The organism is Pseudomonas oryzihabitans (assembly GCF_032027545.1).
Taxonomy (GTDB): Bacteria; Pseudomonadota; Gammaproteobacteria; order Pseudomonadales; family Pseudomonadaceae; genus Chryseomonas; species Chryseomonas oryzihabitans_F.
The window spans coordinates 36961-59468 of sequence record NZ_JAVSJB010000023.1; the positions used below are offsets into that span (position 1 = coordinate 36961).

Here is a 22508-nt window from a genome sequence, read left to right on the forward strand (position 1 = left end):
GCAGGACGGCGCCGATGGACATCACCGAAGACCTGCATGAGGACGGCACCCTTCGCTTCCTGCCGAATCGCCTCAACACCCAACCCGTCGTCGTCGGCGGCCTGACCACGGACGAGATGTTCGCCACGGTCGGCATCTGTGCGGCATTTGGATTCGCAGTCGGCATCCCGTTTGCGTTTGTCGTCACACCGGCCATGCCGATCTTCGCCGCCCTGGCGTGTGGCGCCCTGGGCCTGGTATCCGCAGGACGGATCCTGCGCCGTTGGAAGCGCGGCCGCCCGGAAACCTGGCTCTGGCGCCAAGTCGAGTGGCGCCTTGCGCATTGGGGGTTGGCAGGTCGCCGCCTGGTCATCCGCAGTGGTGCCTGGACCTGCAAGCGGATGGTGGGGCTATGAGCCGCGCGTGGAAGCTGTCCGATTCGCAGCGCGCCCATATCACCACCCTGCGCCTTGCCCTGGGCCTGGTCAGTGGCATCGCGATCTGGAATGGCTACGGCTGGTACAGCGCGCCCAAGGATCTGACCGTGCACGTGCCGCCGGACCTGCGCTCCGGGAGCACGCGCCCTTGGTGGGAGATTCCTCCGGAGTCGGTCTATTCCTACGCCTTCTACATCTTCCAGCAGATGAACAGCTGGCCAGCTGATGGCGAGAAGAACTACAGCGACAACATCGCCCGCTTGACCCCTTTCATCACCCCTTCGTGCAAGGCCTATCTGGAGGGGGACGAAGCACTCAAACGCAACAGCGGCGAGCTGCGCAAACGCGTGCGCAACGTCGCGGAGATCCCCGGATCAGGCTACGGCGACGACCCCACCCGCCGCGTCCAGGTGCTCGGCAATAGCGAGTGGACGGTCATGCTGGATGTCGTTGCCAACGAGTACCTGGGTGGCGAGAAGGTCAAGACGGCGCTCACCCGCTACCCGCTCCATGTCGTCAGGTCCGACGTCGATCCCGAGAAGAACCCCTGGGGCATGAAGTGGGACTGCTACAGCGGTCAGCCGCAGCGGATCGAGGCCGGCGTCGAAGTCAAACTCCGAGGTACACCATGAGATCCCGCCACTCCCTCGCCCTGGTGCTGGGCAGCCTGCTGCTCAGCAGCCTTGCCCAGGCCATCGAGATCCGCAAATGGGAACGCGTCCCCATGGTCATCCCGCTCGTGGTGGGCCAGGAGCGGATCCTATTCGTTGATGCCAACGTGCGTGTCGGCGTCCCTCCCGCCATCGCTGACAAACTCAGGGTGCAGAGCACCGGCGGCGCGATCTATCTCCGGGCCAAAGACCCGATCGAGCCCAGCCGGCTGCAGCTGCAGAATGCAGCGACCGGCGAGATCATGCTGGTCGACATCGCCGCAACGCTGGCGCAGGAAGGCCAGGTTGCGCTTGAGCCCATCAAGATCGTTCCGGGCGACACCACGCCTACTCGCTACGGTCAGCCCGTGGCGACTGCCCCTAAATCGTCAGCGAAGGCTAGCCGCCAAGCTGATGAGGAAGAGGACGAGCCAGCGCCACCCAAGCGTGAAACACCGATCCCCGTCGTGCTCACCCGCTACGCCGCCCAGATGCTCTATGCGCCGCTGCGCACCGTGGAGCCGGTCGACGGCGTCGCCCAGGTCAGGATCGACAAGCGCCTGGACCTGTCGACGCTACTGCCAGCGCTGCCGGTTGAGGCCAGTCAGCTGGGCGCCTGGCGCCTGGACGATCACTGGGTGACCGCCGTGAAGCTGCGCAACCAGACCGGCCAGCGTCTCGCCTTGGATCCGCGCGAGCTCATGGGCGACTTCGCGACCGCGACCTTCCAGCACCCCTACCTCGGCGCCCGGGGCGATGCCAGCGACACCACCGTGCTCTACCTGGTCACCCGGGATCACGGCCTTGGTCAGTCACTGCTGCCCAGCCTGGGCGCTGCAGATCCTCGCGTCACCGCGGAGGCCCGCTATGCAGCTCAGAAGTAATCCACTCCTCAAGTATGCGCTGCTGGGGGTTCTGGTCCTGGTGGTCTATGTCGGCGTAACCCTAGTCGGCAAGGGCAAGCCGCAAACACCCGAACAGCCACAGTCCGCCCAGCTCACGCCTGAGCAGGCCAAGGCGCTGGGGATCGAGGGCGACACGCCCAACGACACCTTGCGCACTATCGTCGTCGAGAGCCGGCAGCTCAAAGAGCAGATGAGCAAGGCTCTGAGGGACAACGAGGAGGCCAAGCGGGAGAACGACGCTCTCAAGGCTCAGCTGAACAATATCAACGCCACGGTCGATAGTCGCGTCCAGGCGGGCATCAACCAGAGCCTGGAGAACCAGCAGAAGCAGACACAGGGTCTGTTCGATGGTCTGCAGAAGCAGCTCAACACCCTGTCGCAGATGGGCAACCAGACGGGCAGTGGCACTGGCTCCAGCGCCGACATGCCTATCGGACTTGGCATCGCTCCTGGGGAAGGCAATCAGTTCAAGAAAGGTGGCTCGGATCTCGTCTGGATCGAGCCGCAGGATGGCACCGCCGTCGACGCCAATGGCAAGCCTCTTGCTGCCGGCAGCAGCCAGGCCGCCAGCGGGTTCGCCTTCCCGACCGCCTTCGGCGCCGCCGGCCAGAAGACCCTGGATGCTGCCTCAGGTAGTGCGCAGCGCGTAGCCGATGGCATGGGCGGGGATGAGCAGTCCCGCAAGAATGTCCGCAAGGTCTACACCCTGCCGCAGAACTCGACGCTGATGGGTTCGGTGTCCATGACCGCCCTGGTGGGCCGCGTGCCGGTGGACGGCACGGTCAACGACCCCTACCCCTTCAAGGTCCTGATCGGCCCCGACAACCTGACCGCCAACGGCATCGACCTGCCCGACGTCGCCGGCGCAGTGGTAAGCGGAACCGCCTCGGGCGATTGGACGCTGTCCTGCGTGCGCGGCCAGATCCGCAGTATGACCTTCGTTTTCACCGACGGCACCGTGCGTACCCTGCCGGCGCCGCAGGAAAACGCTGGTCAGCAGAACAACGGCCAGAACAATCAGAACGCCTCAACCAACGGCCAGCCTGCTGCTGTCCAGAGTGGCATGGGCTGGATCAGCGACCCCTACGGCATCCCCTGCATCGCTGGCGAGCGCCGCAGCAACGCCTCTCAGTACATCGGCTCTCAGGCCCTCATCACCGCCGCCGGCGCCGGCGCCGCCTCACTCATAAAGAACGACGGCACCAGCTCCAGCTACGTCCAGACCCCGAACGGCACCATCGGCACGACCGGCATGTCCGGCAACGAGGCCATGGGCAAGATCCTGAACCAGGGCGTCAGCGACATCTCCACCTGGGTGAACAAGCTCTACGGCCAGGCCTTCGCCGCCGTGTACGTGCAGCCCGGGGCGAAGGTGGCCATCCACCTCGACCAGGAGCTGGCCATCGACTACGAACTCAAGGGCCGCAAGGTCGACTATCGGACAGGAGCTCGCCATGCCTCGGCTGCCCTCGATTAATCGCACACGACTTCAGATAGCGGCTGTACTGGCCATGGCCCTGCTGGCCAGCGGCTGCGCGGTCGACAAGGAGAAGATGCTCCCCCATGGCGACCAGACCATGATGGACGTCTGGAATGCCGGTACCACTGGTTCGGCTGGCAGCAGCCAGGGGCGCCAACTCGTCGATGCCCGGGCAGAGCTGCGCCGTCCGGTGGACACGAGCCAGGCTCGGCCGCTGGCTGACAACGCCGGCTATTCGCGCACCGCGCAGAACGAGATCTACAGCCAGTTCAAGCGCCTGCCCAATCCGGACCTGGTCATGTACGTCTTCCCGCACCTAGCCGGCTCCGACCCGGCCCCCATCCCCGGCTATACCACCGTTTTCCCGCTCTACCAGCGTGTGCAGTACGCCATGCCCGGTGAGCGGGTGGAGAACTACTGATGGGCATTTTCGAACGCCTGCGTGGCCGCAAGGCAGCTAACACTGTTGCAGCCGAATCTAGAGTGGAATCGGATCGGATGGATGATCTGGGTTCAGAGCTGCATGTGCCAGAACCTGAGTCGGTCCTTCCGATGCCCGCTACAGAGGGTCCTCACCCTGAATCCATCCGTGCCACCCGCGCCCTCGAGGTCGACGAGGAAGCCGCCTACCAGCGCTACCTGGATCGTCTGAAAGCGCACGGTATCCCGGAGCCAGGTGCCTGGATGACCGGCAAGGAAAAACCGGCGACCGTGGCAGATGTGGCCAGGCTCTACGACGTCAACCCTAGCTTCACCAACCTGCTGCCTTGGGTCGAATACCTGCCCGAGCACCAGGCCATGCTGCTGGAAGACGGCAAGTCGCTGGCCGCCTTTTTCGACCTGGTGCCGATCGGCACCGAGGGCCGCGAAGCCAATTGGCTTCGCCAGGCCCGCGACGCCCTGGAGAACGCCCTGCAGGACGCCTTCGATGAGCTGGAGCAGAGTCCCTGGGTCGTCCAGTTCTATGCCTTCGACGAGATCCAGTTCGACGGCTATCTCACCGGGCTTGCCAACTACATCCAGCCGCGCGCCCGCGGCTCCGAATTTACCCAGCTCTATCAGAGCCTGATGAAGCACCACCTGCATGCCATCGCCAAGCCTGGCGGTCTGTTCAACGACACGGCCGTATCCCACCTGCCCTGGCGTGGTCAGCATCGGCGCGTCCGGATGGTCGTTTCCCGACGCAGCATCGGCGACGGCCTGGTCAGAGGGCAGGCGCCTGCCGCGTACCTCGCGAATATGTGCAGTCGGCTGACCGGCGCGTTACGAAACGCCGGCGTGACGGCTCACCGCATGGATGAGCGTGCCATTCGCCACTGGCTTTTGCAGTGGTTCAATCCGTGCCCGGATCACCTGGGCACCTCGACCAAGGACCAGCAGCGGTTCTTCGAGGTGGTCAACAGCGCCTTCGACCAGGACGAGCTTCTGGCCGAAGGCACCATTCCCTTCCTGGCCAGCGGGACCGATTTCTCCCAGTGCCTGATGTACCGCGAGCCTCGCTCGGATGCGCAGAAGGGCATGTGGTTCTTCGATGGCCAACCCCATCGTGTGGTGATGCTGGATCGGCTGCGTACTGCCCCGAGGACCGGCCACATGACCGGCGAGCGCACCTTTGGCGACGCCCTGCATGCCCTCTTCGATGAGATGCCCGAGGACACCGTGCTGGCCATCACGCTGGTAGCCACGCCCCAGGACACGCTCGAAGCCCATCTCAACAACCTGCACAAGAAAGCCGTCGGCGACAACCAGGCTTCCGCTCTCACCCGTGAGGCCATCAAGGACGCCCGTCAGCTGATCGGCCGCAAGCACAAGCTCTACCAGGGCAGCGTGGCCTTCTATGTCCGGGGTAAAGATGAGCAGGAGCTGGAGCAGCGCTGCAACCACCTGACCAACACCTTGACCAGTGCAGGTATCGAGCCTGTGCGGCCTGAGGATGAGGTGGCTGCACTCAATAGCTACCTGCGCTGGCTGCCCGGCAACTTCGATCCCAACCAGCCGCGGGCGCTGCAGTGGTACACCCAGCTCATGCTGGTTCAGCATGTCGCCAACCTGGCACCCATCTGGGGCCGCTCGACCGGAACGGGACATCCGGGCATCACTCAATTCAACCGCGGTGGCAGTCCGCTGACCTTCGATCCGCTCAGCAAGCTCGATCGCCAGATGAATGCGCACGGCTTCGTCTTCGGTCCTACCGGTGCCGGCAAATCGGCGACGCTCAACAACCTGTTGATCCAGTGGCTGGCCGTCTACCGGCCGCGCATCTTCGTGGCCGAAGCCGGTAACAGCTTCGGGCTGCTGGCGGACTTTGCCCAGCGCCTCGGCTTGACTGTCCACAAGGTCCGCCTGGTTCCCGGCGCTGGCGTTAGCCTGGCGCCCTTCGCCGACGCCATACGCCTGGCCGAGGATCCGGCTCACGTCGCCGTGCTCGACGCCGAGGACCTCGACGCCTCAGACGAAGCCAGCAGCCCGAAGCCCGACTTGGAGGACGATCAACGCGACGTGCTCGGCGAGATGGAGATCGTGGCTCGCCTGATGATCACCGGCGGCGAAGAGAAGGAAGACGCACGCATGACACGCGCCGACCGTGCGGCCATCCGGCACGCCATCATCAATGCCGCCAAGGCCTGCTCCAAGGCAGAGAGGACAGTGCTCACCCAGGACGTGCGCGATGCCCTGAGCGAGGCCGCGCACGACGAGAATATCCCTGAGAAAAGACGCGAGCGCCTGCAGGAGATGGCCGAAGCTATGGAGATGTTCTGCATGGGCGCCGATGGCGAGATGTTCAACCGCCCCGGCACACCTTGGCCGGAGGCTGACCTGACCGTGGTGGACTTTGCCACCTATGCACGCGAGGGCTACCAGGCGCAGCTCGGCATCGCCTACATCTCGCTGCTGAACTCGATCAACAACATCGCTGAGCGCGACCAGTACAAGGGCCGGCCGCTGATCAAGCTGACCGACGAAGGCCACATCATCACCAAGCACCCGCTGCTGCTGCCCTATGCGATGAAGATCACCAAGATGTGGCGGAAGCTCGGCGCCTGGTTCTGGCTGGCGACCCAGAACATTGATGACATCCCGATTTCCGGCGCGCCGATGCTCAACATGATCGAGTGGTGGATCTGCCTGAACATACCGCCGGATGAAGTCGAGAAGATCTCCAAATTCCGCAATCTGAGTACCGCGCAGAAGGAGCTGATGCTGTCGGCGCGCAAGCAGAGCGGCGCCTACACCGAAGGCGTGGTGCTCTCCAAGTCGATGGAGACGCTCTTCCGCGCGGTACCGCCCAGTCTTTATCTGGCCCTGGCTATGACGGAGCCTGAGGAGAAGGCGGAGCGCGCCCAGCTGATGGAAGAGCTCGGCACCGACGAGCTGGGCGCCGCGCTGGCCGTCGTCGCCCGTTTGGACCGGTTGCGAGGGATCGAACCCTACCCCTTCAAGCTGCCACCGGCTCGAGGAGCCCGGCGATGAGAGTGATGGACCAATTCACCCAGGACCTCATCGACAGCCTGACCGGCTTGCTTCGGCAGCCGCACCTGCCCGAGACGCTCACCGCCCTGCAGATCTGCGCACCGGTCTTGATCAGCAACCTGCAGGCAGTGAAATTACGCGCGGTGGATCTCCGGGAGATCGAGGCCCAGCTCGACACGGCGCTCAAGGACTGGCTGGCCAAGCATCCGCAGCCGGATGACGCACAACAGGCGCTGCTGGAAGTGCTGCATCGCGACGTGCTGGGCCGGCAACTCGATCAGCCTTCTGCCCATGAGGCTTCGGCATGATTAGGGGAGCTATCTCTCGGCAACCAGCGGCAATGGCTCTCATACTGCTGGCCGTGTTGCTCTACGTCCTATGGCACCTCTTTGGATGGCTCGCAGCAGTAGAGCCACGAGTTACTCCTGAGCCACCGACCTTCATCTATGGGGCTGCCAAAGCCCGCTTCACGCTGATCGAGTACGGCGACCTGGAATGCCCTTACTGCAAGGAAGCCTACCCGCAGGTCAAGCAGCTGATTGATCGGCACGAAGCGCTTAACTGGCAGTGGCATCACCTGCCGCTGCCCATGCACGGCGACGCAGCGCAGCAGGAAGCACGCCTGGTCACCTGCGCCGGTTGGCTGGGCGGCAATCCGGTGTTCTGGCAGGCGGTCGAAGCCGTCTACCAGAACAGCCGCGGCAATGGCGCCGGTCTGGCATTGCCGATCAATCAACTCGGCCTACAATCGGCGGTATCGCTGCAGCACCTGCAGACGTGTATCCAGGACAACACGACCGTGCGCCGGGTAGTCGCTGAGCAGACCGCAACCGCAGCGCAGAAGCGGATCGATGCCACCCCGACCTACGAGCTCCGAGACAATCGGTCTGGCCGTACGATACGGCTCCCATCCCTGCTGGACGATGCCGGCATGCTATCGGCAATGGACTGGCTGGCGAGTCAGGGAGGTGCGGATGCGCAGCAGCGTCAATGACATCCCGCCGTGGCTGGCCAGCCTGCCAAGCCAAACCCTACGGCGGCTCAACAGCCGCCTGACCTACCTGCTGCGCATGGTCGACGCCGAGATGCAGCGTCGTGACACCCAGCATCACCGCTTACCCCTGCAAGGCACCTCCGATGAGCAATCCCGCTGATACGTCCCTTCCCCTGGCGACTGGCATGGCTCCGAAGCCCAGGATCGTGTTCGAAGCCGGCGGTACCCTCCCCCCGATCAAGCTGGCACAGATTGGCCATGGATCCGGTCACCAATGGCTTTTCCGGGTAGGTGCCTACGAGCATCAGGAAGCGTACGACAGTGAACGCGCGGCGGTAGAGTCAGCAGAGCGACTGCTCTTCACCCTCTTTCGTGACATCGCGGATGAACAGGTACTGGCTGCAATTCGCCGTGGGGATACCGTCCTCGCGATACGATATGCCGAACGCCGGGGCTACTGGCAGGAGCGCCAAGAGGAAAAGAAGCTGCATCAGCTCGCCGTAAGTAGTGCCTTGGCAGCATTGAGACACCTCGCCTAAAGAAGATGTCGGTTTACGACCCAAAGCAGCCGTTGGCTTATTGGCAGCTAGCGGTCAAAAATGGCCTTCACCTCCGGCTTCGGATAGCAAAGAGGTGTATGCGCTACTTAACTCAGCAACAGACCTCTGTCACGTTGCTCATCCTCAACGACCACCTTGGATGCAAACGCCTTCTCTGGCGCCTCCAGATCCGTAGTGGCCGCATCCCATAGCATCAGCCTTGGTCCTGATTTTCCAATATGTCTCTGATACGCGCGCCCAATACCTCAATTGCGAATGGCTTCTGTAATAGATGCATATCTTGGCCTAAGAAGCGCTGCACATTTGTAGCGTCCTCTGCATAACCCGTAATCAGAAGTACACCGATACCGGGCCGCTGACGACGAATCTCTTCGACCAGCTCTCTCCCACCCATGCCGGGTAGGCCCACGTCAGATATCACCAGATCAAGTTGAGGCTCGCGCTGCACAACCTCCAAAGCGCTCTGTGCATCTTCAGCCTCAATAGCGATGTATCCCAGGTCCTGCAGGACTTCCATCACAAGCAGACGAACACCAGGCTCATCCTCAACCACCAGCACGCGCTCGCCATGCCCAGGCAACGTTTTATTGCTGACTTTGGCGGTGTCGGTTGCCTCTCCCTGATAGCGAGGTAGCAGCAGCGAGACCTTCGTTCCCTTGCCTAGCTCACTGTGTATGTCGATGTAGCCGCCGCTTTGCTTCACAAAGCCATACACCATCGACAGGCCCAGCCCCGTTCCTTTGCCTTGCGGCTTGGTGGTGAAGAAAGGCTCGAAGACCTTCACTAACACCTCAGGTGAAATGCCAGTACCGGTATCAACGACGGACAATTCCACGAACTCACCGAGCAAACGTTCACCCGCCAGCGATAGCTGCGGGTTGCGTACGTTGGCTGTACAGACCTGAAGGCTGCCGCCCTGAGGCATGGCATCCCGCGCATTGATACAGAGGTTGAGCAGGGCATTTTCCAGCTGATTGACATCGCTGCAGGTCGGCCAAGCCTCGGTACTTAGGTTCAAACGCAATGGGGTATTTTCATTCACAGTGCGCTGAATCAGGTACTCCATACCTGTCACCAGCCGATTCATATCGATGGGCTGCATATCCAGCGCCTGGCGCCGGCCGAAACTCAGCAGTCGATGCGTCAGGGCTGCCGCGCGTTGGGCAGAGGCAACGGCTATACCAATGTAGCGCTCTGCGCGCGGTTGGTGACCTTCCAGGCGCCGCTGCAGCAATTCCAACGAGCCCATGATTCCCGTGAGCAGATTGTTGAAGTCATGAGCGATGCCGCCAGTCAACTGACCGATGGCTTCCATTTTTTGGCTCTGTCGCAGAGCTTCCTTTGCCTGCTCAAGCTCGACACTGCGCTCTCGCTCCGCGGTGACATCCCGGGCTACGCAGTACAACAAACCACCTTCCGGCACCGCAGTCCAGGACAAGGTGCGATAGGTGCCGCTACGAGTACGAAACCTGTTCTCGAAATTGAAGGTGGGAGCACCAGCCGCCAATGTTGCGACTTCACTGCGCGTACGCTCTTGATCGTCGGGGTGTTCCAGCCACTCGGACGTCTTGCCGACGATTTCATCGACTCTCCAGCCCAACAGCCGCGTCCAGGCTGGGTTGATACTGACCCAGACACCCTGACTATCAGCGATACCGATCAGATCGTGACTGTAAGCCCACATCTGATCCCGCTCGCGTGTCCGCTCGCGGACGCGAATTTCCAGCACCTCATTGGCCTGGCGCAGCGCATTGGCGGTCTCCCGACGCAACCGGGCGAGGCGCATGGCACCTTCTACACGAGCAATGAGTTCGCGCGCACTGAAGGGCTTGACCAGATAATCATCGGCACCAGCGGCAATGCCCTCGATAGACGCTTCCTCTCCCGCTCGAGCGGACAGCAGGATGATGGGCACTTCGCTGGTACGCTCATCGGTTCGTAACGCCCTGATCACGCCGAAACCGTCTAGCACCGGCATCATCACATCAGAGAGAATAAGATCAGGCAGAGACTCTTGGGCGGCATCGACGGCCGCACGACCGTCTGCAACGGCTAGCACTTGATAGCCCGCTTCACGCAGCAGCCGCTCGACATAGGCGCGCATGTCGCTGTTGTCATCGGCCAAAATGATCCGCTCGCCCTGTCCTACACCGTTACCTTGGCTATCACCAAGACTTGGCAATGTCAGATCAGTGCCCTCGGAGTCCGGTAGCCAACGAAGCGCTTCGGCTACAAAGGTATCGGCACGGGTCGCGGTCGAGACTTGCGCACGCGCAGGAACACGGCTTCCATCTGGCAAGTGACCATAGCCGAAAGGCATCAAGACTTCGAAGGTAGTTCCTACGCCAATCTGGCTTGATACCCGAACCTCACCGCCATGTAACTCGGTCAGATCTTTAACCAGGGCCAGCCCGATACCCGTTCCTTCGTGAGTCCGCCCGATCTGGCCTTCGATACGGTGGAAGCGATCAAAGACTTTGCCGAGTTCGCTATAGGGAATACCTACACCGCTGTCGATCACGCTCAGTACGGCCAGATCTCCCTTACGTTCCAAGCGAACCCTTACGCCACCTTCCAGCGTGTACTTAAAGGCGTTGGAGATCAGATTTAGGACGACTTTCTCCCAGAGCTCCTGATCGATCCAGACCGGCTCGCCCAGGCTTTCGCAATCAATACGGAAATCGAGCCCGGCGCGGCTCATGGCGGAGCGGAAACTGCTGGCCAACTCTGCTGTATAAACCGCCAGATCCACCGGTGCGAAGCTTGCTCGCATGCGTCCAGCTTCTATGCGCGAAAAGTCAAGTAGCGAGTTGACCAAACGCAGTAGACGCTGCCCATTACGCTGAATAAGCTCGAGCTCATGCCGTCCTACCGCCGGGCTACCCCTTGCTTCATCCGGCCGTGCCAACATGTCTTCCAAAGGCCCCAGCATCAGGGTCAAGGGTGTGCGAAACTCGTGGCTGGCATTGGAAAAGAATGCGGTTTTCGCGCGGTCCAGCTCCGCCAGTTGCTCAGCACGTCTACGCTCTTCTTCATAGCGTTTAGCATTGCTGATCGCCGTACTCAAATGACCCGCCGCGCGGACAAGCAGGCTTTCGTAATCGGCATCAAATCGGCGTCGCGGACTCAGGCCGGAAACGAGGTAGCCATAGGGCTCTTCGCCAAGCGGGCCCAGGATCGGTATAACGAGAGCTTCTTCTACTGGTTCTGGCCACGGCAGACCTGCCAGCCGCCCATCGTGTTTACCGTTGAGGTCCCCGTCCAGGCAGGGTGCGGTACGAGCATCCGCAAAAGGCCAAGGCGTCTCCGTTTCATTGGCAGAGACGTGAAGCGGCGCCAATTTGTCATCTTCTGCAAGACCGGCTACCGCCACTCGCCTGAGATCGCCGGTGGCGGCATCGCGAAGATAGGCCAGGCAGAATGGAGATTCCTCAGGCAAACCGTGCAGTGCCTGCACGGCCGCAATGCAAGCCTCGCTAGCGTCCCGCGTGCCTGAAGTCACCTCAGACACATGACGAAGCAGGCGCTCGCGTCGCTCCGCTAATACCCGATAGGTGGTCTCGGTGACGGCCGTGAATATGCCCTCTACCTCTCCACTCTCACCGCGCACAGGACTATAGCTGTAGTAGAAATAGCACTCTTCTACATAGCCAAACCGATTGAGTGGAAGCAGCTGATCCTCGGACCAGGTCGCCTCACCGGTTTCCATCACATGGTCGAACATGGGGCCGATGATGTCCCAGATCTCGGCCCAGACCTCTGCACCGGGTCGCCCTAGTGCCCAGGGGTGCTTGCGACCTGGGACGGGACTCCACGCATCGTTGTAGATCAGCGCCCTTGTCTCACCCCAGTAAAGGACGATCGGAAAACGTGAGCCTAGGCATATGCTTACCGCCGAGCGGAGCGCCGTCGACCACGTCTCGATGGGTCCAAAAGGCGTTTGCGACCAGTCTTTTTTACGCATAAGCGCAGCCATTTCGCCTGGTACGTTTAGAAAAGCCAGGCGAGAAGGAGAGGTAGGCAAGGGAAGGACCTGCGGGAGTGAGGGAAGTCGGGGATTAGATGCTTATCACGATAAAGAGATAGATTTTAGTCTGGGGCTACGGCTTTGTCTGACCAATCGGACAGGCTGTGGCAGATAGGTGACCGCTATCACGTAGCGTCTGATCAGCAAGTCGATGCGAGCAGAACTGTAGCGAAGCTACAGTAGAGGTAGCCGCTCTTTAACAGCCATTTCCATTTGCTGGAACGTCCAGGGCTTCGCGATGAATGAAGCGTTTGTCGGCATTGGCTGATTCTGTAGGGGGGAATACCCGGACGTGACAAGGACCGGCAAGCCTGGCCACCGATTTGCAACTGCAACCGCGAGGTCATGGCCATTGAGTCGACCAGGCATCATGACGTCAGTAACGACCAATCCCAGCTCGCTGGCATGCCCTTCCAGATAGCTCAGACCTGCATCAGCACGATCAACCGCGACAACGTTGGCCCCAAGATCGCGCAGCAGCTCGGTCAAGAGCTCTAACAGCAGTGGCTCGTCCTCTACAACGAGAACGGCAACCTGAGGGCTTGTCATGGAAAACACCAGAAATGATGGAGGCAGCCAGTAGAGTGCTAGCAGCCGATAACGTTTTCATCCAGGTGACGGGGGGAGCCGGTCACCTCAACCAATGCGACCAGCGGTCCGGCGGTCCGGCGGCTGATTCTAAGCTCGTTGTGGCTGGCTGAGAAGATGGCTACAACAGCCGACTACTGCAGGCCCATTCTCGCCGCTTCGCTTAATCACCTTCGGCGAAAAAATCCGGAAATAAGCAGAAACATCCAGCATCCAGAATCACTGCGGAGTATTGTGCGCGTCGTTCAGTGCAGCAAGCGGGTTGCGGCTATCCTCCGATAGAATCCATTAGGGAGATAGGAGCGAAGGCATGCTGCCCCCTCTAGAGGCCGTCCTATTGGCATCGGCTCAATTCCTCTAAAGTCGCGGCGGTCATATGCTTAATCTGTCGAGCTTCCGGATCGTTGTCGTTGAAGATAACGATACCCTTAGCAGTATTCTTGAAGACTTCTTTGCCGATCGGGGAGCAAAGGCTGTCTATTTCGATAATGCGGACGACGCGTTGGTGGCTATTCTTCAAGAAGGCAAGCCCGACCTGCTTATCACCGATCAACTCTTGCCGGGACAGCTCAAAGGAACCGACTTGGTCCAGCTACTGCTTGGTCGATGGCCTGATCTGCCAACCGTCCTGACCACTGGATACGGCTACGAAATTGGGCGAGACCTACCGGCACAGGTGGTGTATCTGCAAAAGCCGTGGTTGCTCGACGCGCTTGAAAAGGCGATCGCTGACGCCTTTCGCTGACCTGTCTCGGATGCTTTCCAGATGTCAACCCCCCCACATGAATCTTCCCTTCTCTTTCGACCCTGAGGCAGCTTATGACTTGGTCCCCTTGGGGGGCGACCTTGGGCTGACAGGTCGAATCATCGCTGGAAGTCTGTTCATAGCCCGGCATGGCACGTTGGATAAGGCGAGGGCATGGGGTGAGATCAGGGAGCAAACGCTCTATCTGACCGGTACCCCTATCGTGATTGGCCAACTGCTGGGTGCATCCTGACGCTTACCCGAACGCAGGCCACCTTCAAGCTGGTCCAGATCACTGATGCCGCCGAGCGGCCATCAAGTCCTGCCTAATCATGCCGTTACAGCGGCAATAGGGTTCAAACCCGTTTCGTAGCCACTCAAGCAGGACATCCCATGGTCTGGTTCAACAACCTTGCGCTAGCGAAAAAACTCGCCATCGCTTTCGGCCTCTGCACCCTGATTACTCTTGGCATTGGTGCCGTGGGCATGAAGGGGATCGTGACACTCAATTCCCTGCTGGACACGGTGCTCAACAATAACCTTCGATCCATCACCCAGCTCAACGACGCCAAGAGCAACGTCATCGCTCACAACCGGGACCTTTTCCGCTTGATGTCGATGACCTACAGCGGCGCCTCCCAGGATGAACGCGACCGCGTAACGACGTCCCTGCGTAATAATCAGAGCGAGGTGGAAAAGCCATTCTCCGCGTATCGCGCAACGCCACTGGAAGGCGATGAAAAAACGGCAGGTGATGCGTTCGAGCAGGATTGGAAGAGTTATTTGACGGGCGTGGACGCAGCCATAGGCCTGCTTAGAGCGAATGATATTGCTGGCGCGTCTCGCGTGATCGACGAACAGGCCCAGCCCAGCTATCGCAAGACCATGGCGTCTTTCAAAATCATGGTCGAATCCAATCAGCGCCAAGGCCGCGCAGCAGGCGCTGATGCGATCAGCACCTATCAAGGGGCGTTTTGGCTGCTGGGTGGCGGCTTGGCAATTGCCGTACTCTGTGCGGTAGCCCTGGGCATCGTTATCACACGTCTCATCGTCGCTCCGATCCGCGAGGCCGTAGCAAGCGCCGAGCGCGTTGCTCAGGGTGACCTGACTCACCCTGTTCTCAGCAGTCGCTCTGACGAGGCTGGCCAACTGCTACAGGCCTTGGGCTCCATGCAAAGCAGCCTGAAGAGTACTGTCCAGCAGATGGATAGCGCGGCAACACAACTGGCCGCGGCAGCTGAAGAGCTTCATGCAGTTACCGAAGAGACGGCAAATGGTCAGCTTCGTCAGCATAGCGAAGTGCAGCAGGCCGCTACTGCCGTCAACGAGATGACCGCAGCCGTTGAAGAGGTAGCACGTAATGCCGCTACCACCTCTGGCGCATCGCAGCAAACGAGTCGCGAAACGCAGAATGGACGTCACCAGGTACAACAGGCGGCGCACTCCATGACCGAAATGGCTGGCGAGATCAGCGACTCGACTCAAAAGGTGCAAACGCTTGAAGTTCAGATCCGTGAAATCGGCCAGGTGTTGGATGTCATTCGCGGTATCGCAGAACAGACGAACCTGCTGGCGCTCAACGCGGCGATAGAAGCCGCACGGGCCGGCGAGCAAGGGCGGGGTTTCGCTGTGGTAGCTGATGAAGTCCGGGCGCTGGCACATCGGACGCAAGGATCAACCGGTGAGATCGAGCGCATGATGAACACCGTCAGAACCAGCGCAGAAGATGCGGTCAATGCAATGCATAAAAGCAAAGCCTTGGCAGACGACACTCAACAGCGTGCGCACCAAGCGGGTGAAGCCCTAGATCGGATCGCCGTCGGTGTAGCCGAAATCGAAGAGCGCAATTTGGTCATCGCGAGCGCGGCCGAGGAGCAAGCCCAGGTCGCAAGAGAAGTGGATCGCAATCTGGTGAACATCCAGGATCTGGCCACTCAGACCGCGACTGGCGCCCAGCAGACAGCTGCATCCAGCCAAGAGCTTTCGCGTCTCGCCATTTCTTTCCAAGGTTTAGTGGCGCAGTTCCGTTACTGACAGATCCATTGAGCTATCGTAAATAGACCAGCTGTATTTCACCATTGAGCGCTCTGGATTGAGCGCTTTTTTATAAACTTGGGCTTTGGATTGGCTCGGTCGACAGAAAGGGTTTATGCAATCCAATGCCTTTCGAGCGCAGTAAAAAATTAAATAGCAGCCACGTTATCACAATAGTGGTTCCTGTCTTTGCAAATATTATTATCGGTGCTTCACTCGTTACAGGGTTAATGGGCTTCTGGTAATGGCTGCACTTGCTCGGCGTTCAAGTACCAAATTTGCGGTATAGCTGCCAGGAAAGCATTGATTGATTCAGATAAGTCATGGCGGCTAGTCGTTTTCTGTGGATGCGCACGGGACCTAGTAACACGACCTGTTTCCATCGTATGGGCAAGGGTTTCCTGTAAAATTGTGCGCTAGAGGTCAAATGCAACGAATTTCATCTTTGCATCACACGTTTTTAACTAACGTGGTCTAAGCTTGCTGCTTGGGCTCGTCCGGCCCCCAAGGTGTTGAGCCAAGGCCTGTATCGGAATATGGGCCTTTTCTTTGGCTACGCCACCCTCATTCACAATCCCCTTGCCAAGAGCGCTGTATCGGCTTCTAGCGGGAGATGTGATCCTTTGCGTCTTAATTCATTGACAGCATGCAAGATGATCATATTGGTCTGACCAAGATCGTTCATCACTGACCATTCAATAACTCGATAAACCATGGCAGGAACGGAAGGGTCAACCAAGCAGACGAGCCAGCCGTCTGCGCGCCACTCCAGAAAAGATTTTACTGGAGGATCCAGTGCTTCTAGCCGAGCCCTGAGACTATCCATAGCGAAACTCGTGACAGGTGTGCCCATTAGCAGGCTAGACGACAATGCGTAGTACGCAATCAGATGACGCGCGAATTCTTGAGTCCGGTTTGCTATCCCTTTTTATCCTGCAAAGCGGTGAGGCACGTATCAGCGGCTAAGGCATCAAGATCATCGCAGATCCAAATATCTGATCGACACAGGGAAGCACGGGTCCCGCAGCCAGCGGACGTGCTCGACTAAGGCTGGTCGAAAAAGACGGTTTCGGCGATCAGTTGCTGGCTTAAACGGCAGCTATGGGTCGGTAGCCGACTGAGGCAATCGCTGGCGAGAAGGCGCATTTGCTTTGGAAACCCACAGCAGACTCCATACGTCCGGATGTGAGTATTTCAACCTCCAGCGACCTGGATATGGTTTCCCGCTGACCCAGCCTTCCTGATCGCGTTTCCTGTACCAGCCACTTCTCTGCCTGGTACTGCTCATGTCCGTCTTCTCTCCTACCGCCCCAGCAACCATGACAGCACGCCTACTGGGCTTTGTCTTGGCCGCCTGCTGCGCCCCATTCGCAACAGCGGATGTGCTAGCCATCTCCGACGCCGCTCACCCCCTCACCAATAGCGTCGGCGCCCGAGTGGTGCTTTTGGATGCCCCGGAGCGCCTCGAGCAGCAGCTCTCCGAAGGCCTGCCGGCGGATCCGCGACAGGCCGCCGCCATCATGCAGCAACGGATGCGTTCAGCATCAGCGCAGCAGCTGGGGCGGGACCTAGCCAAGGCGCACCAGGACGTGGCCGATGCCTGGAGCCTCGGCGTGGCTAAGCTGCCGGCCGTAGTTGTGGATCGTCAGTATGTGGTCTATGGCCAGCCCGACGTGGCGGCCGCCGTGGCCAGCATAGAGCACTACCGGAGCAGTGGACGATGAGTCGATCTGTGCAACGTCTACGGCGCCTTACGCTGGCCATCCCGCTGGCCACCAGCCTGCAGGCCACCGCGGCGGTCACCACCGCAACCATCGTGTCGTCCTCGCTCTCGCCCGACTGCCTCGAATACAAGGTGGTCGGCATCTGCTACTGGCTGTTCTGCACCCCATACGGCTGCAAGGTGAAGACCTCGGCCAAGGTACGGCACTTCGTGCCCGATGCCGTGGTGTCCAGCTACGCCAACACCGGCGAGAACCCGTGGACCGAGATGGCGTCCTTCAGCCCAGTCAGCAGTGTTGCCGCCGGCGGCAATGACCCGGGCGACAGCCCGACCCAGGCCAACACCACGATCAGCGCCCGCTTCAAGAACACCGATGTCATCGGCCACCCGGGCGGCTATGCGTTTAGCCAGTTCGCCAGCGGCTCGGGCTACGTCTGCAAGGGTGCCGGTACCGCCTACATGCCGTATCTGCTGAGCAACTACGACTACATGGCTTGGCGGTACGGCATCCCCGAGGCCGTCTATCCGGAAGCCCTCATCCCGGGCAAGCGCGAAGTAGGCGGCACCTTGTCCGGCGACCTATGGGGCAACGTCTATCCGCGCAGCGGTTTCCTGCATCAGCCCGATGACTACAAGGCCGCGGCGGTCATGGCCCAGCGCGCCGGCGACGTGGTCACGCGCTCTGGCCAGATCCACGTCTACCAGTCGCTGCTGGCCCAGGCCGAGGACGGCTACTGGCCTGCAGGCGAGCTGCTTGAGGGCGACGCCACCACCGGCAAGTGGCAGGAGCTCACACCCACATTGAGCCAGAGCTGCGCAGCCTTCCCCAACCCGGGCCCACACGTCCAGGACGCCGTGGGCGCCTATGCCTGGGCGCTGTGGCGCCCCTACAGCTGCTGCAAGCGTGAAGGCCAGGTCTTCCTGGGCAGCACCGACTTTCAATGATCAGGGAGCCGTCGATCATGAGTACCACTCGCCTCACCCTGCTGGCCAGCACCTGCCTGGCCGGCCTTCTCCTCGGCGGCGCTGTTCAGGCGGCCGAGCCCTACCGTGTGCAGTCCCAGGGCAGCGTCATCGGTGACGACGTGCTCTACAGCATCGGCGGCGGCAATGCCGTGTCGATGGGCAGCGTCGGCAACATGGATAGCATCCAGATTGGCGGTGGCTGGAACACCAATCTGATCTGCGGAAACATGAGCCTCACCAACACCCTGCAGAACCAGCTCAACGGGGCCACCCAGGGCTTCCAGACCATCATGAGTTCGGTGCTGCAGAACGCTACGGGCGCCGTTGCTTCCCTTCCCGGCCTGATACTGCAGCGCGCCAACCCGGGCCTGTACAACCTCATCACCAACGGCATTGGCCAGGCGCGCCTGGACTTCGATCGCTCAAAGGGCACCTGCCGCGCGATCGCCGACAAGATGCTCGATGTCGCCGGCGGCCAGGTCGGCTGGAACAAGCTCGCCGAGGGTGAAGCGATGAAGTCGGCCGCTGCCGGCACCACTGATGCGGTGGCCGCAATCAACCAGGTCGAGCAGAAGAGCGGTAATGAGGGCGTCACCTGGGTCGGCGGGAGCAAAGCCGGGGGCAGCGGCCAGCAGCCTATCAAGGTGGTCGGCGACGTCACCAAGGCCGGCTACAACATGCTCAGTGGCCGCTCACCCACCGCCACTGGCTCGATCCCGGCCAGTAGTTGCAACGGCGGTCTCGTCTGCAGCACCTGGTCGTCGCCGCAGGAGGCCGCGACCTTCGCCACCCGGGTACTGGGCGAGCAACAGCAGCAGACCTGCGACAACTGCCAGAAGACCGTGACCCAGGCCGGGGTCGGGCTCACCCCGCTGATTCAGGAAACCTACGACACCAAGCTCAAGGCGGTGAATGCGCTGATCGCCGGTACCCAGCCGATGACAGCTGAGAACCTGGCCGCGGCCGGCAGCAACTCCATCCCGATTACCCGCGGCATCATCGAATCGCTGCGCACCGAGCAGGACCAAGACGTGCTAGCCAAGCGGCTCGTGTCCGAGGTGTCCCTGGCCGATGTCATCGAGAAGGCGCTGTCGCTGGTTCGTACCCTGGCCGCTGGCCGTCAGGAGCCCAACGTCGCCGCCAACCAGGTCGCCCAGACGCAGGTCGACCAGAACGCTGCCAACCTGCAGGCCGAGATCCAGAACCTCAAGACCGAACTGGACATGCGCCGGGAGCTGGCCGGCAACTCCCCCACCACCATCCTGCAGCGCGCCTCGATCCGCAAGGACGCCTCCAAGGGCATCTTCCAGGGCGATCCGCTGCCGAATCGGCTGGATCGCACCGAGAATCCGGCGAAGAAGGGCGAATGACCATGACAACTTCCTCCTGGTCTCGCCGCGCCCAAGCGGTACTCAGCTTCGGTCGACGCGGTCTAGGTCTGACCTGGTCGTTGCTATGGCCCTTCCTGCTGGCGGTAACCCTCGCCCTGGGCTTCGTGATTGTGACGGCCTGGGGCTTCGGCGACCTGCAGAGCTACCGCCAGTGGCAGGCCGATCACCATACGCACTTCCTGGTGTGGCGGCTGTGCCTATACGCCGGATTGATCTGCTGCTGGTGGCCGGTCAGGCGTCGTCTGATGGCCGTGGCCGATGAGCGCGGCCGTATCTACCGCTGCGAGGCGCTGGCACTGGCGGTCATCGGCCTTTTCGAACTGCGCAACGCCGGCGTGCTGTAGGAGATCGCCATGCAGCTCTATACCAACGACTATCTCGAGTACTACCTGACCCTGGTGGGCTGGATCATCAACAGCGGCATCTGGGAGATGATCGGCGGGACCGGCCTGTTTGCTGCGCCGTTCGCCGCCATCATCATCCAGGAGTGGCTGCGCGCCCGGGGCGAAGGCCAGGATGAAGGCAACAAGGGGGCCTTGAGCCTGGCGCGTATCGAGAACCGGTTCTTCGTGGCCCTAATCGTCATCATGCTCGGCCTGATGCCGCTCCCGAATGCGAACGTCAGCTTCTCGACCATCCAGTACGACCAGACCCGCTCCAAGCAATGCCAGGTCGATGTGCCCAAGCCGGACGGAACGGGCTGGGGGACCTCTTTCAGCACTCTCAACGGCAAGAGCGCCCAGGTGCCACTGTGGTGGATGGTAGTCCACGCACTGTCCAAAGGTATGACAGCGGGTGCTGTGGCCAGCATTCCCTGTGGTCAGGATCTGCAGCAGCTGCGCATGGAGGTCAACGCCGAGCGGATCGACAACCCCCTCCTCGCCCAGGAGGTCGCGGACTTCACCAACGACTGCTACGCACGGGCTCGCGCCAAGCTGTTCATGACCCAGCCCACCCTGACCGACAAGCAGTACCTGGATGTGAGCTGGATCGGCTCGAAGTACTTCCTCAACACAAGCGGCTACTACAGCGATGGCAGCTCGGGCTTCCGCTCCCATACCCCGCGTACCGCATGGCCCTACGATGCTACCCGGGATGCGGGCCTAGCACAGACCACCGGCGGAGGTGGCTACCCTACCTGCACCCAGTGGTGGTCAGACGGTTCCAAGGGCCTCAGAGCACGGCTGCTGGCACAGGTGGAGCCGGGCATCCTGACCAAGCTGGCCAAGTGGGCAAGCTTCATGTCTCAGGACGAGGTAAATGACTCAGTGATTCGGGACTTGGTGTCGCCGAAGAAGCAGACGCTGACGCAGGGGCAGGTCTACGGCGACTACGGCGGCCAGATCGGCAGCTCGCTGTACAACGATGCCGCCAGGGTCACGGCTGGCCTGGGACAAGCAGTGGGCTCGCTCGCTTACTTCCCAGCCATGGACAGCGTTCGGCAGGCCGCACCGATGGTGATGGCCTTCCTCAAGATGGCGTTCATCATCTGCATCCCCATCGTGCTGGTACTGGGGACCTATGACCTCAAGGTGGCCATGACACTCACGTTTGCCCAGTTCGCACTGATCTTCGTGGACTTCTGGCTGCAACTTGCGAGGTGGGTCGACAGCACCATCATGGACGCGCTGTATGGCACGGGGATCTACAAGGTTAATAACACCGCACCCCACGTCAACTTCGACCCGATCATCGGCCTGAGCAACATGCAAGGTGACATGCTGCTCAACTACGTCATGGGAGCAATGTTCCTGATACTCCCTGCCTTTTGGATCACCGCGCTCTCATGGGCAGGCGCCAATTTAGGAGGAATGATTACTGGGCTGGCAGAGGGTAGTAAATCGGCTAAAGCAGAAAGCGGAACGGTGGCTAAACAAGCTGCGAATAGCGCTGTTACAGCGGCTAAGGCGGGTAGGGAGTAGCGAGAGTGAGACAGGCAGCGAGCTGCCTGTCACTTTCCGTAGTTGTCGTCTCTCTGGCCGAAAGAATCATAGTGACCGTAGCCAGTGTCACCATCACGCCATTCACCAAACTTGCCAGCACCGTACCCACTAAGCGCATCTTCTGCCGCGTCCTGATGGGGACCCGTGATCAAAGCGGTGGCTGCGACAACTGCCATCACACCGATCAGAACGAAGAACATCGTCTTGGCGGCAACTATCAGTGCAACTACAACTATTGCTAAACGAAGTAGCCACTTCACAAACGTCATGGCACGCGAGCTGAATCCAACTGAAGCGAGTAGTAGGCACACTCGCGATTCGCCACGCATGATTAACGAAGCGGATTGTCCCAGAATTTTGCCTACGAATTTGGCAAAAACTGCACTGGCCATGGGGGCGACTCTCTCGAAAACTACATGAGGGATTGCGTTATGACATCATTTATACGCCCCAGCGCACTAGCCTGCAACAGCTTTATTGTGCTAGTTCCTGCCAGAATTTGAGCTATTTGTCACATCAATCAAGGGGTTAGGAGCGGAAATGGGCTGGAGCAAAGGAGGGAATGGAAGGGGGCTCTAAGGGTAAAAGCCCTACCAGAAAGGGCTCCGCCGTTGG

General features: G+C 60.6%; 20 protein-coding genes and 1 pseudogene. 18 read left to right on the plus strand and 3 right to left on the minus strand.

The genetic code is table 11. The features are described 5' to 3' along the window. Positions 1 to 14 precede the first annotated feature (14 nt). From RND78_RS24405 to RND78_RS24450, 10 genes are read left to right on the plus strand one after another with little or no spacing between them, the layout of a single operon-like run. Positions 15 to 395 (plus strand): TIGR03750 family conjugal transfer protein, encoded by a 381-nt coding sequence (locus RND78_RS24405; protein ID WP_312732574.1) that lies wholly within the window; start codon positions 15 to 17, stop codon positions 393 to 395. Further along, positions 392 to 1048: a PFL_4703 family integrating conjugative element protein gene (locus tag RND78_RS24410; RefSeq protein WP_312732575.1), complete on the plus strand. Its 657-nt coding sequence runs from the start codon at positions 392 to 394 to the stop codon at positions 1046 to 1048. The genes RND78_RS24405 and RND78_RS24410 overlap by 4 nt, the downstream gene beginning before the upstream one ends. Next, positions 1045 to 1950: a TIGR03749 family integrating conjugative element protein gene (locus RND78_RS24415; RefSeq protein ID WP_312732576.1), complete on the plus strand. Its 906-nt coding sequence runs from the start codon at positions 1045 to 1047 to the stop codon at positions 1948 to 1950. Before RND78_RS24410 ends, RND78_RS24415 begins: the two co-directional genes overlap by 4 nt. Next, positions 1934 to 3448 carry a TIGR03752 family integrating conjugative element protein gene (locus RND78_RS24420; protein ID WP_312732577.1) on the plus strand — a complete coding sequence of 505 codons (1515 nt, stop codon included), beginning with the start codon at positions 1934 to 1936 and terminating at the stop codon, positions 3446 to 3448. The genes RND78_RS24415 and RND78_RS24420 overlap by 17 nt, the downstream gene beginning before the upstream one ends. Next, positions 3426 to 3872: a TIGR03751 family conjugal transfer lipoprotein gene (locus RND78_RS24425; protein WP_312732578.1), complete on the plus strand. Its 447-nt coding sequence runs from the start codon at positions 3426 to 3428 to the stop codon at positions 3870 to 3872. Before RND78_RS24420 ends, RND78_RS24425 begins: the two co-directional genes overlap by 23 nt. Further along, positions 3872 to 6922, plus strand: coding sequence for a conjugative transfer ATPase (locus RND78_RS24430; protein ID WP_409457117.1), 3051 nt, complete (start codon positions 3872 to 3874; stop codon positions 6920 to 6922). The genes RND78_RS24425 and RND78_RS24430 overlap by 1 nt, the downstream gene beginning before the upstream one ends. Next, positions 6919 to 7230: a hypothetical protein gene (locus RND78_RS24435; protein ID WP_312732580.1), complete on the plus strand. Its 312-nt coding sequence runs from the start codon at positions 6919 to 6921 to the stop codon at positions 7228 to 7230. The genes RND78_RS24430 and RND78_RS24435 overlap by 4 nt, the downstream gene beginning before the upstream one ends. Positions 7231 to 7262: 32 nt before the next feature. After that, the gene (locus tag RND78_RS24440; protein ID WP_312732581.1) at positions 7263 to 7916 is read left to right on the plus strand and encodes a thioredoxin domain-containing protein; all 654 of its coding nucleotides are present in this window, start codon (positions 7263 to 7265) and stop codon (positions 7914 to 7916) included. Next, entirely contained in the window at positions 7897 to 8076 is a 180-nt protein-coding gene (locus tag RND78_RS24445) for a hypothetical protein (protein WP_312732582.1), read from the plus strand. The genes RND78_RS24440 and RND78_RS24445 overlap by 20 nt, the downstream gene beginning before the upstream one ends. A 25-nt stretch (positions 8077 to 8101) precedes the next feature. Continuing rightward, positions 8102 to 8455 carry a hypothetical protein gene (locus tag RND78_RS24450; protein WP_312732583.1) on the plus strand — a complete coding sequence of 118 codons (354 nt, stop codon included), beginning with the start codon at positions 8102 to 8104 and terminating at the stop codon, positions 8453 to 8455. 214 nt (positions 8456 to 8669) lie between these two features. Here RND78_RS24450 and RND78_RS24455 read toward each other — a convergent pair whose 3' ends face one another. Together RND78_RS24455 and RND78_RS24460 are read right to left on the minus strand one after the other, a co-directional pair. Further along, positions 8670 to 12200 (minus strand): response regulator, encoded by a 3531-nt coding sequence (locus RND78_RS24455; protein ID WP_409457118.1) that lies wholly within the window; start codon positions 12198 to 12200, stop codon positions 8670 to 8672. A 477-nt stretch (positions 12201 to 12677) separates the two neighbouring features. After that, on the minus strand, positions 12678 to 13052 hold the full coding sequence (locus RND78_RS24460; RefSeq protein WP_312732584.1) for a response regulator: 375 nt from the start codon (positions 13050 to 13052) through the stop codon (positions 12678 to 12680). A gap of 415 nt (positions 13053 to 13467) precedes the next feature. Here RND78_RS24460 and RND78_RS24465 point away from each other — a divergent pair, with 415 nt between their 5' ends. From RND78_RS24465 to RND78_RS24495, 8 genes and pseudogenes are all read left to right on the plus strand, one after another. Continuing rightward, positions 13468 to 13836 carry a response regulator gene (locus RND78_RS24465; RefSeq protein ID WP_312732585.1) on the plus strand — a complete coding sequence of 123 codons (369 nt, stop codon included), beginning with the start codon at positions 13468 to 13470 and terminating at the stop codon, positions 13834 to 13836. Positions 13837 to 14229: 393 nt separating this feature from the next. Continuing rightward, positions 14230 to 15012 (plus strand): annotated as a pseudogene (locus tag RND78_RS28480) (MCP four helix bundle domain-containing protein); the annotation flags it as partial. Between the two features lie 27 nt (positions 15013 to 15039). Continuing rightward, positions 15040 to 15870 (plus strand): methyl-accepting chemotaxis protein, encoded by an 831-nt coding sequence (locus RND78_RS28485; RefSeq protein ID WP_409457119.1) that lies wholly within the window; start codon positions 15040 to 15042, stop codon positions 15868 to 15870. 1382 nt (positions 15871 to 17252) lie between these two features. Then, positions 17253 to 17594: a TIGR03757 family integrating conjugative element protein gene (locus RND78_RS24475; RefSeq protein WP_312732587.1), complete on the plus strand. Its 342-nt coding sequence runs from the start codon at positions 17253 to 17255 to the stop codon at positions 17592 to 17594. Continuing rightward, complete coding sequence (locus tag RND78_RS24480; protein ID WP_312732588.1) at positions 17591 to 18538, plus strand: TIGR03756 family integrating conjugative element protein; 948 nt, start codon at positions 17591 to 17593, stop codon at positions 18536 to 18538. The genes RND78_RS24475 and RND78_RS24480 overlap by 4 nt, the downstream gene beginning before the upstream one ends. 17 nt (positions 18539 to 18555) lie before the next feature. After that, entirely contained in the window at positions 18556 to 19929 is a 1374-nt protein-coding gene (locus tag RND78_RS24485; protein WP_208692737.1) for an integrating conjugative element protein, read from the plus strand. 2 nt (positions 19930 to 19931) lie between these two features. Continuing rightward, on the plus strand, positions 19932 to 20294 hold the full coding sequence (locus tag RND78_RS24490; RefSeq protein WP_312732589.1) for a hypothetical protein: 363 nt from the start codon (positions 19932 to 19934) through the stop codon (positions 20292 to 20294). 9 nt (positions 20295 to 20303) lie between these two features. Further along, positions 20304 to 21872, plus strand: coding sequence for a conjugal transfer protein TraG N-terminal domain-containing protein (locus tag RND78_RS24495; protein WP_312732590.1), 1569 nt, complete (start codon positions 20304 to 20306; stop codon positions 21870 to 21872). Positions 21873 to 21901: 29 nt separating this feature from the next. Here RND78_RS24495 and RND78_RS24500 read toward each other — a convergent pair whose 3' ends face one another. After that, entirely contained in the window at positions 21902 to 22285 is a 384-nt protein-coding gene (locus RND78_RS24500; RefSeq protein ID WP_312732591.1) for a DUF3742 family protein, read from the minus strand. Between the last annotated feature and the right edge of the window lie 223 nt (positions 22286 to 22508).